The sequence below is a fragment of the Bifidobacterium myosotis genome (assembly GCF_002259745.1).
In the GTDB taxonomy this organism is placed as follows: Bacteria; Actinomycetota; Actinomycetes; order Actinomycetales; family Bifidobacteriaceae; genus Bifidobacterium; species Bifidobacterium myosotis.
Window position 1 is genome coordinate 133970 of the sequence record NZ_MWWW01000005.1, and the last position, 9398, is coordinate 143367.

The window sequence follows — 9398 nt, forward strand, 5'->3', positions numbered from 1 at the left end:
CAAATTCACTACCCCTCAGACCCCGCTTCGCCGGCCAGCTCGTCCTGCAATTAAGGACGCGCTTCGCGCGTGTTCTGCTGGCTCGCCTGTCGGCTCGCACGTTGCCTGCAAACAGCTCCGCTGTCTGCTTCACGGCAACGTCCTAACAAGGGGAGCCAAATATAATCAACGAATTAATGACGCGGGATACTAACGGTCTGTGTCAGAAGTTCGTGATTATAACGTTGCCGTGAAGCAAAACACAGAAGCTGCATGCAGTCAACGCGCAAGCCGACAGACGAACCAGTCGGCCGCATCCACATTCGCGGGATGAACGCCATTTTGGCTCCCCTTGTCAGGACGTTGCCGTGAAGCAGACAGCAAAACTGCATGTAGGGCAACGTTCAAGCCGACAGGCGAGCCAATCAGCTGCGCACGGAGTGCGTCTGAAATTGCAGGACGAGCTGGCCGGCAGTGAAGTGGGTCTGAGAGGTAGTGAATTCATCAATGTATTGTTGATGCGGGACACCAGCGGCATCGCCGCTTTGTGCTATCTGCTTTGCAAGGGGTACATCAGACCATCTGCGGTTATGTATCTGCCTTGCAAGGGGTACCCCACCAGCAATACCCCAAGTATCACCCTTGCAATTTCAACCTTTATAGTCGCCGTCCCGACATTCATGTACCCCTCGCAAAGCAGATACATAACCGCACACGCGACAAAGTACCCCTCACAACCGAGATACCCATTTACCATGTTTGGCGGGCCCCGGCAGTCGGGGCTGTGCTAGTCGTGCGGATTCTGGTTTCTTGCGCTGCTGCTCTGGCATGGTTTAAATCCGCACGATTCCAAGCAGTACTGCTCGGAGGACTGAGTCTGCCACGACAAGATATAGACAGGATGTCGGAGTATGTCGGAGCTCTGTCGGAGCTCTGTCGGAGTAGCTCTGACATGGTGATAACGAATTACGGTATTACGACGATAGGAAAAAGACGAGAAGCGTCGGTCCGGTCTGCGCCCCGGATGGTGAGCTCAGCCAGCCACAGTTCCCGCCCATTCCCACCATATAATCGTCCCGCTTCTCCGACATGCGGAACTTCACGTTCAGCATTACGCCACATCATGCAGGCTTGGATAGCTCATTCTTCGGAGATCTTCGGCTGGGTATTCGAGGACCAGTATTAATGACTATATTTGGTCCATGCATGAGCTTCCTTTTCGCGACTTGAAAAACTATGCTAACTGTATCCATCCGTCATCACTAGGCCTTCACCTGCTCAGTCAGGTTCCGGCCCACTAGCCATAATCCGAGTTCGATGTTGAGTTCCTCGGCGCTGTAGAAGAACACTCCATGACTGGACGGGACGACATGGGGTGAATCAGAATCATCCCCGCATATACGGGGAACACACACGGTAGGGTTCCAGCGTCCCGGCGACCACGGAATCATCCCCGCATGCGCGGGGAACACTGGATGTCGTCGTTCACTTGGGTGCCGTGCCCGGGATCATCCCCGCATGCGCGGGGAACACGCGAGTTCGGCCACTGTCTCGATATCCGCGAGGGGATCATCCCCGCATGCGCGGGGAACACTTGCGATTGGTAGAATTGAGCCTACCTGATTGAGGATCATCCCCGCATGCGCGGGGAACACGGCCTTAGCCAAAGCGAGTGCCATGACCTGTTGGGATCATCCCCGTATGCGCGGGGAACACTCATCAGCCCGTGATATCCCGTTCCGACCATGAGGATCATCCCCGCATGCGCGGGGAACACCGTGAGATATTGCGTGCCACTGGGCATTCTCGGGGATCATCCCCGCATGCGCGGGGAACACTGACGAACATTCTGTCCGCACTGGTGATTGCAGGGATCATCCCCGCATGCGCGGGGAACACCGCACCCTCAACACCGGCAGCACCGTCGCCTCGGGATCATCCCCGCATGCGCGGGGAACACCGCCCTTGAGTGAACAGGCGTCCTAATTGACGGGGATCATCCCCGCATGCGCGGGGAACACGTCGCCGCACGCATGGCGTCACCGTCGTTCGCGGGATCATCCCCGCATGCGCGGGGAACACGAGAATGGTCGCCGTCCGATTGAAAACATGACGGGATCATCCCCGCATGCGCGGGGAACACATCATGTCGCAAGTACATGGCTCCGGTTGCGTGGGATCATCCCCGCATGCGCGGGGAACACGCCGTCGCGTTTTGGAACGCGCCGCGCAGACGGGGATCATCCCCGCATGCGCGGGGAACACCAGGTGGACATGCAGATTGATAATTGAAAAATGGGATCATCCCCGCATGCGCGGGGAACACGTGAACGTCCTTGGGGGGATGTGGTCTTCGATGGGATCATCCCCGCATGCGCGGGGAACACCCGTTGACGGTGGGGGCGTTGAGTTTGCTGGCGGGATCATCCCCGCATGCGCGGGGAACACCGCGCGGCGGCAAGGTATCGTTCGCGTATCCGGGGATCATCCCCGCATGCGCGGGGAACACGCCGCCGAAGGCATCACCAACGCCTTCAACGGGGGATCATCCCCGCATGCGCGGGGAACACACTTGCAAAGTGTAGCAATTTCAAGGGATATATGGATGCGTCGTCATCTGTTTCCTTCACTTTCGTTCTCCGCACTATTTGCGGAGTCGCCTACATCAGCCACTCCCCTACAGCGAATTCACCAGCGGATTTCCATCACAAAGTGCAAGGATTCCGGACAATATGCAAGATACCGGACAATATGCAAGCCGCTGCTGAGCTACAACACATCGCAGGTCCTCTACGACAGTCCTCTACGGCAGTCCTCTCCAACAGACTTCGCCATCGGCCCCAACTGGGTACGGCGGAAATAACATCTTTGCTATCGACTTCGGCACCAGCATGGAAGTTGTTATTGATATCTACGTGCAGCCCGCCATTTGCTGGCATTACTCCAGTCGGGACGTCGAGATTGCGATTCAGTTTGCGTTTTACTCTTGGACATGCTGTTGGGACGTTGCACAAGTTCCAACCCGTCACAATCCACCGGCGTCCAATCAGCATGATGCACCCGGAAACCAAGATGTTGCTCGTTACGAGCCGAATACACCATAATCGCCCGTCCGTCACGGACCAAATCCACAATGCGCTCCCAAAGACGGTCACGCACTTTGGCACTGACGTGTCCGACGAACACACCAGCCGAAATCTCAAGCAACCAACGAGTAAGGTCTCCGCGAAGTCCCAAAGGGCAAGCAGTCAGCACTATTACGACCATATCGGCATGCCCCTCCTACCATCCGAAATCAGCAGAACCGTCGGAACCGTCATTCCCTGAAATCACCGCCAACATCCTCATCGAAATCCTCGCCATAGGAGACGCCGGCAGCGACTTCCCCGAGTCTGTCATCCCATAACCCAACGTGATCCGTCTCAGCATCATCCGTCGGCTCAGTGTTTCCCAATAGGCTGCGAATATCCCGCACCATCCTTTTCATGATGGACAGATCGTATACCACCTCACGCATTCGATGCCGCGTAGCGGACCCAATATCGGCAGGTTGTTGCGCCGCAATCTCAAACGCCACCGGAATGGATAATTCAGCCTTGTACAAATCCGCAATGTCATAGACGAAGGAACGTTCATGACCGACATGGACGAATCCCAATCCCGGAGAACAGCCAAGCGCCACAATCGCCGAATGCGCCAAGCCGTATAGGCATGTGTGCGCGGCCGACAGGGCTTTATTGATCTCATTGCCGGCCTCAAAATCGTCATGGTCGTATGTTCTTTTATCCCACGCGACGCCGGTGCGCGCCGAACACTCCCTATACACACGACGTACGCGTGCGCCTTCACGCCCGCGCAACTGCTGCATGGTCAGACCGCTAACGTCCTCATCGGGGAAACGCATCTGATACATCGCCCGTGCCACGGCCAGTCTCGTCCGCGTGTTGGAGACCAGACGAGCCTGTGCCTGCAGCAGCGCCGACGAATGCGTCAATGGCTTGCCGAACGCGTACATGCGAACGCCGCGTTCCCCCACCCAAATCACCGTGGCACCATTATCCCCTATCACCGTCATGGCCTGATGCGTGACGGAAGTCCCGGGACCAAGCATCAGCACGCTTAATGCGGCTGCAGGAACATGCACCGTTCCTACAGCATCAGCGACCGTGATGGCATTGTCGGAACGGTTGATTACGCAATGCTCGAAATAGGCAAACGACATGCGATCCTCCGCTCGGACCAGTTCATCGAGTTCGGGCGGAGGAGTCCCCGGTACGCGGTTCCTGTTTTTCATGACTGCGGTTCTCGAATGGGAGCTACAGTCAACAACCCGCATCCGAAGCCTTTTGCCCGGCCAATGCCATGGCACAGCGCTTGTCGGAACAAATCAGCATCCGTCACTCGCAGGCGACCATCGAATACCGCAGTGGTCAGGGTCACGGTTTTACCGTCACGTCCGAACCGCTCCTGATGTCTCTGGCTGACCGTCACCGACGGCTCATCATAATCGTCGGGAAGAATCTCGAACCCATGGCCGGCGGCCCGCGCGACCAACCAGTCACACTGTTGCGCAGCCGTCACATGCCCTTGAATCTTGCCCACTACACTCTCGCCGTCCGCCTTGGGACGCAGCCCTTTATCGATTTTGGCTTTGCGCACCGGATTTGCCCTCAGGCGAAATTGCCATTGCTGCCCAATCCCGATACGGGAAAGCAACGGCGAGTAATCCCTGCTCTCCCATTCCATCCGCGTGGGCCATCCCGCCTGCTCGATGATATGCGAAAAATCAGGCGCCTCCGGGCTCACGACATACAACCAAACACTATGATCCTGCGCCAGCACATCCAGACGCCACAGGATACGGCCTTCGTCGCTTTCACGAACGCTGCCGGGCGGAAACGCGCTCTCCACCGCGGCATGCATGCGATACGGCGACGCCATCAGCTGCCGGGCACTGAATCTGGCCGCATTGAGCGGCACTCGAGAAATGAACATGATTACATCTCCTAGGCAAAGCTCATGGGGTCGGCATCGCCGGTAGATGCGAATGACGGCGGCGCGCCGCCCCCAGCATTACGGGATGCGGCATTATCGATGCCGGGATTGTCGATGCGGTACCGGCGAACCGCCCGATCTGCATATCGACGATCCTTCTGACTGAAGGTCACCGGCAGATCAGGCTGTGTCAGGAACGGTTCGTCGTCCACGGCATCGCAGACGATCTCCAACTGCTGTTCCGGATATCGCCGCATATACCATCGCGACGCATGCCACGGCTCCCGTTCCAACGCCTCACGCACATCGACATACTCGTCATGGACGCCCAACGTGACCGGAAATTCCGGCGGACAGGATCGACGGCCCAGATATAGCGGCCATCGAGGCTGTCGCAGAGCATGATCCAGCCCGTCCAAGACGGCCCTTTCCGCTTCCAGCGCGACCAAAAAACGGGCGTCGGCCAGATAATAGCGATACGTCAACGGCATCACCTTGTCGAAATCACGCGAGTTTCGCTTGCGGGCCAGAGATTTTTCAGTCTGGAAATCCTGTATGATTCGTCCTCTCTGCTCTACGCGCACGCCGAACCGCAGACCCAGCAAATCCTCTATCGCATCCTCCCGCGTGCGGCCCTGAGCGGAGGCGAGCAACCCGATCACCGCGCTTTTCGTCGGTTCGGTGCGTGTCTCACGACGCACAAAACGCGACGAATCACCCCATGATTGCATTGGCCCCGCAAGCTGCAGTAGCAATACAACCATGTCTACTCCTCGGACAGCGCCTGCGTAAGAGCGGCCTTCAACTCGGCCTTCATCTCCGGGAACGACACATGCTTGCTCACAGCGTCCAGTTCAGGTACGGATTCATCCGCGGTGATGTTCCATGCCTTTCGCGGAGTCTCCCCGTAAGCCGCATGAACATAAGCCAGCTTACGTCCCAAACGCACGGCCGCCTGACGTGAAATCGACGCGCCTTCCGCCGGCCGCACGGGATCTTCAAAAGCACCGACCACGTTAATCGGCTGATCGTCGCGGATAATCACCACACACGCAGCGGGCAAAGTACGGTTTGCAAACGTGTTCTGCTTGCCGGTCGGCATTGACCTGATGAACGCCTCGACAAACGCCGCCACACCTTCGACTGTGGCGGTCGCATCCCGCAACTGGTCCTGCAATGCATCGACGTTCAATGTCGCATACCTGTACAAGGTGGACGAATTGAATCCGACGGTGTCCAGCATGGCGGCTCCGGCGTTATCTTCCGAAGCGCAGTCGTCAACGGCGGTGAAGTAGTCATACTCGGGTGTGACCCGATCCACAGAAATCGCATGCGCAACCTGCGCCGAGGCGTCGGTGTTGAGATCGGGCGCATCGGCCAGCATGCGACCGAACAAGGCGATATCCACAGCTTGGACCCCATGGAACACCGCATCAATCTCCTTCTTCATCGCCGCCGTCGGCTTGGAAGCCGCATCGATGCCGGCATCATGCCATGCAATAGCAATGTCCGCGAGCTGCCCGATTTCCCGGTATGCAATGAAAATCAGGTATTCCGTGGCCAATGATCCCTTGTCTTTGCCGGCACGATCCGATTCCTTGACCTTGACGCCGGTGGCCGACAGCGCGAATTGTGCCATAGACTCCGCTTCCTCGGCCAGTTCAGGACGTTTGGCAACGATCGCATCCCGAATCAAGGCGACCGCATTTTTCGTACGCACGCCCAGACGGCTAGACTCCAGCAGCGAGGGGAACATCTCCCGCATGGCCCGCTTCCAAGCTTGGGAGGAGACCCGGGAGCGCAGCACGCCGCCATAATATGCGACTTTCGGGCTACCGGTATCATCGCGGTTGATATTGCTCGGCGGCACGTTTTGCAAACCATACAGATCAATGAACATGATGCTTTCCTTTCGAATGTTGTTACTTCGTTCGCGGCAGACGGCAACGTTACCGGTTATTGGGAGACGGTGGACCCGACATGGTAATCCATGCTCCACCGCTGGAAGACCTCCGCACGAGAGTCCGGGAACTGAACCTGATAGAGATCTTGGGCCAAGGAGCGGTAATCCAGCGTGATCGAACCATCGCCGGTCCCTCGCATCAGCAGAATCAGCGCGCGTACGCTGCGTATCACACCATTGAAATCCGGAGCGGCTTCGGCGGAGGCCAACCTGCGTCTTACTCCGTCGTCATGTTCCGGATCAGGTTGAATCAGCCGGCATGCGCGGCCGAAGGTCATCCGTTTCGTACGGGCGCTCTCAACGCTTTGGGCGACCCCATGGCGCCGTGACTGCTGATGAAGTGCGTACAACTCCAATGTGGCCTTCACTGCGCGAAGCACCGCCGGATCCTCCTCCGGAGAGGGCAGACTCTGCGGCCACTCCCCGAACAGGTCCCCGCCGATCAGCATCCACGACGGCGCGCTGCCGTCAAGATCGCGTCGCAGCCGGGCCAACGCCGCCCGGGAATATGGCGTCCCACCATCCCGCTTGGTGTATTCGTTCTGCAGCCGGAACACCTTTCCGTTGACGAAGAGACCCACTTCCTTCGCAGTGTCGCTGGAGAAATATCGCCGCATAGTCACACCCCTTTCCTGTCGTTCGCAATTGTGCCCAGATATTTGTTCAATCCGCCCAGAAACAGTTGCGTGGCGCGAGCGACGCTCATCAGTCCCATCCTGCCGGAATCACGCTCGACGAACATCGGCGCATTAGCGTCGGACCGATACTCCCCGCCGATGGTAACGAGCACGCGATGGATGTCATCACGCCAAGCGTTCCCGTAGGATTCATAATCCTTGTCCGCAGTGAATCCAGCCAACCGGTCGCGGAACAAGACGTCAAGACGCGCATAGGCGTCTTCACGGACATGATCGGCAGCGGCCTGGGCCCTGCCTCCCGCGGCATGGTCACCAGCGGCGATGCAAAGATTGCGCACATAGTTCGAAAGCACAAGATCGACGGACATGCTCGTTTTATCGATGATGTCCACCACGGTATTAATGGCGGGATAGTCCCTACGCGAGAAGGATAACGGCAACGTCAACACGTCATCGATGCCGGTCTCATACACGCTGCTTTGGGTTCCATAGGTCATGCCCTGCGTATGGATCGAGAACACGGCAAGGACGTGCTCCTGCGAGTCCAAACATCCGTTTGTCTGCAACTCTTCGACCCACCGGAGCACCCCCGGGCGCAGGTCCCGATCGGCGACCGCGAGTATCGGCCCCAACCCGCGCCACAACGCTTTTCCGGCATCGTGGGTGACAGGCATTAGCGGGGGCGCGGGCAGTCCCAGCTTCTTCCGTTGGGTCTCGCTGACACGCCATGCCGTCATTTTCTCGCATGCATCGGTGTCATAGGCTGCGATGACGTCGCCGTAACAGTTCACCATGCCGACGATGCGGGTGCCATCGTCATTCGGAACCAAACGTAGACGACGGGATTGGAATGTCAGGGCATCCACCGGACCTGTGAACGCGGTGCGTACAGTCAGGTCAGGACCGGGGAAATCATCTGATTCCCAAGGAGGTACGTCGTCTTTGTTGCCAAACAAACGCACGCCGTCATCGGCGGGGTCATACAGGCACCAGTTCAATAGCAGTGTGCGGAACAGGGATTCGCCCTCGACCATGATCGGCCCTATGACGCCCAACCATCCGGTGCCAGACAATCCCTTGGGCGCGTACACCTTTCCTTTGTTGATATGGGTGTTGCCGATCACGGGAGACTTGATACCGGCCGTGTCATACGCCTGCAGGAACACCAGCCAACGGGTCGCCTGAGCGAAATCGATGGATTCCAAGGCGTTCGGCGAACGCATGGAGAACAGGAATTTGTCCGGTTTGGGCACATCCGCGATCATCTCCCCGACCGGATCGTATTCCTTGTCACCCACATATGCCAGACCGGGTACCTGATAGAACGGGCGTTCCGGATCCAGCAGATAGAACCGGTCATGGAATTCGTCGAAGTACCCGTCGAGCACATCCGCGTCAAAAGATCCCCGCCTCCACAGGTAGTTCCACAGATTCAAGGCATCGGACCGGGAAGCCTCCGTGTCGCAGTACGCGCAATACAGAATCGCAAGCAACAAACGCATCAGAGGCATGTTCTGTTGCGGCAGATCGCCGGAAATCGAACGGATGCGCGGCGCCTCGCGAAAGACCTCGCACAGGGACAGCTCCCGGAGGCGCCCGTCGGAGAGTATGCATGGTATCCATGGTTCGTCAAGAAGATTGAACCGCCGTACTGGAGTGGCACCACCCATTGCCACCACCGGCCCTTTCCACCGTCTTCCATGACGGCATTGGTTGATCCGATGACTTTACGATAGCATGTGAGCAAAAAATTGTCAACGAGAAAAGGGTAAGGCATGGCATCAATACACTCAACCCCGCGCATACGGGGAACACTCCATGTC

7 protein-coding genes and 1 CRISPR repeat array are annotated in these 9398 nt (G+C 57.8%); all 7 genes read right to left on the reverse strand.

The features are described 5' to 3' along the window. Window positions 1–1361 precede the first annotated feature (1361 nt). Window positions 1362–2549: direct repeats of the CRISPR family, unit length 29 nt; unit sequence GGGATCATCCCCGCATGCGCGGGGAACAC. Between the two features lie 331 nt (window positions 2550–2880). Genes cas2e through casA form a run of 7 tightly spaced genes read right to left on the reverse strand, consistent with a single transcriptional unit; the run spans window position 2881 to window position 9245 of the window. Beyond that, window positions 2881–3246 carry a type I-E CRISPR-associated endoribonuclease Cas2e gene (gene cas2e / locus BMYO_RS03340; RefSeq protein ID WP_094667153.1) on the reverse strand — a complete coding sequence of 122 codons (366 nt, stop codon included), beginning with the start codon at window positions 3244–3246 and terminating at the stop codon, window positions 2881–2883. A 49-nt stretch (window positions 3247–3295) separates the two neighbouring features. After that, window positions 3296–4273, reverse strand: coding sequence for a type I-E CRISPR-associated endonuclease Cas1e (gene cas1e / locus BMYO_RS03345; protein ID WP_094667154.1), 978 nt, complete (start codon window positions 4271–4273; stop codon window positions 3296–3298). Beyond that, on the reverse strand, window positions 4270–4974 hold the full coding sequence (gene cas6e / locus BMYO_RS03350; protein WP_094667155.1) for a type I-E CRISPR-associated protein Cas6/Cse3/CasE: 705 nt from the start codon (window positions 4972–4974) through the stop codon (window positions 4270–4272). Before cas6e ends, cas1e begins: the two co-directional genes overlap by 4 nt. Before the next feature lie 11 nt (window positions 4975–4985). After that, window positions 4986–5738 (reverse strand): type I-E CRISPR-associated protein Cas5/CasD, encoded by a 753-nt coding sequence (gene cas5e / locus BMYO_RS03355; protein WP_094667156.1) that lies wholly within the window; start codon window positions 5736–5738, stop codon window positions 4986–4988. A gap of 2 nt (window positions 5739–5740) precedes the next feature. Next, window positions 5741–6874, reverse strand: coding sequence for a type I-E CRISPR-associated protein Cas7/Cse4/CasC (gene cas7e, locus BMYO_RS03360; RefSeq protein ID WP_094667157.1), 1134 nt, complete (start codon window positions 6872–6874; stop codon window positions 5741–5743). A gap of 56 nt (window positions 6875–6930) precedes the next feature. Further along, complete coding sequence (gene casB / locus BMYO_RS03365; RefSeq protein WP_233428103.1) at window positions 6931–7518, reverse strand: type I-E CRISPR-associated protein Cse2/CasB; 588 nt, start codon at window positions 7516–7518, stop codon at window positions 6931–6933. A 38-nt stretch (window positions 7519–7556) separates the two neighbouring features. Further along, entirely contained in the window at window positions 7557–9245 is a 1689-nt protein-coding gene (gene casA / locus BMYO_RS03370) for a type I-E CRISPR-associated protein Cse1/CasA (RefSeq protein WP_094667159.1), read from the reverse strand. Window positions 9246–9398: the final 153 nt, after the last annotated feature.

Excerpts from the sequence above, each read along its gene's own strand:
- cas2e (WP_094667153.1), bottom strand. The coding sequence starts at position 3,246 with ATGGTCGTAATAGTGCTGACTGCTTGCCCTTTGGGACTTCGCGGAGAC.
- cas1e (WP_094667154.1), bottom strand. The coding sequence starts at position 4,273 with ATGAAAAACAGGAACCGCGTACCGGGGACTCCTCCGCCCGAACTCGAT.
- cas6e (WP_094667155.1), bottom strand. The coding sequence starts at position 4,974 with ATGTTCATTTCTCGAGTGCCGCTCAATGCGGCCAGATTCAGTGCCCGG.
- cas5e (WP_094667156.1), bottom strand. The coding sequence starts at position 5,738 with ATGGTTGTATTGCTACTGCAGCTTGCGGGGCCAATGCAATCATGGGGT.
- cas7e (WP_094667157.1), bottom strand. The coding sequence starts at position 6,874 with ATGTTCATTGATCTGTATGGTTTGCAAAACGTGCCGCCGAGCAATATC.
- casA (WP_094667159.1), bottom strand. The coding sequence starts at position 9,245 with ATGGGTGGTGCCACTCCAGTACGGCGGTTCAATCTTCTTGACGAACCA.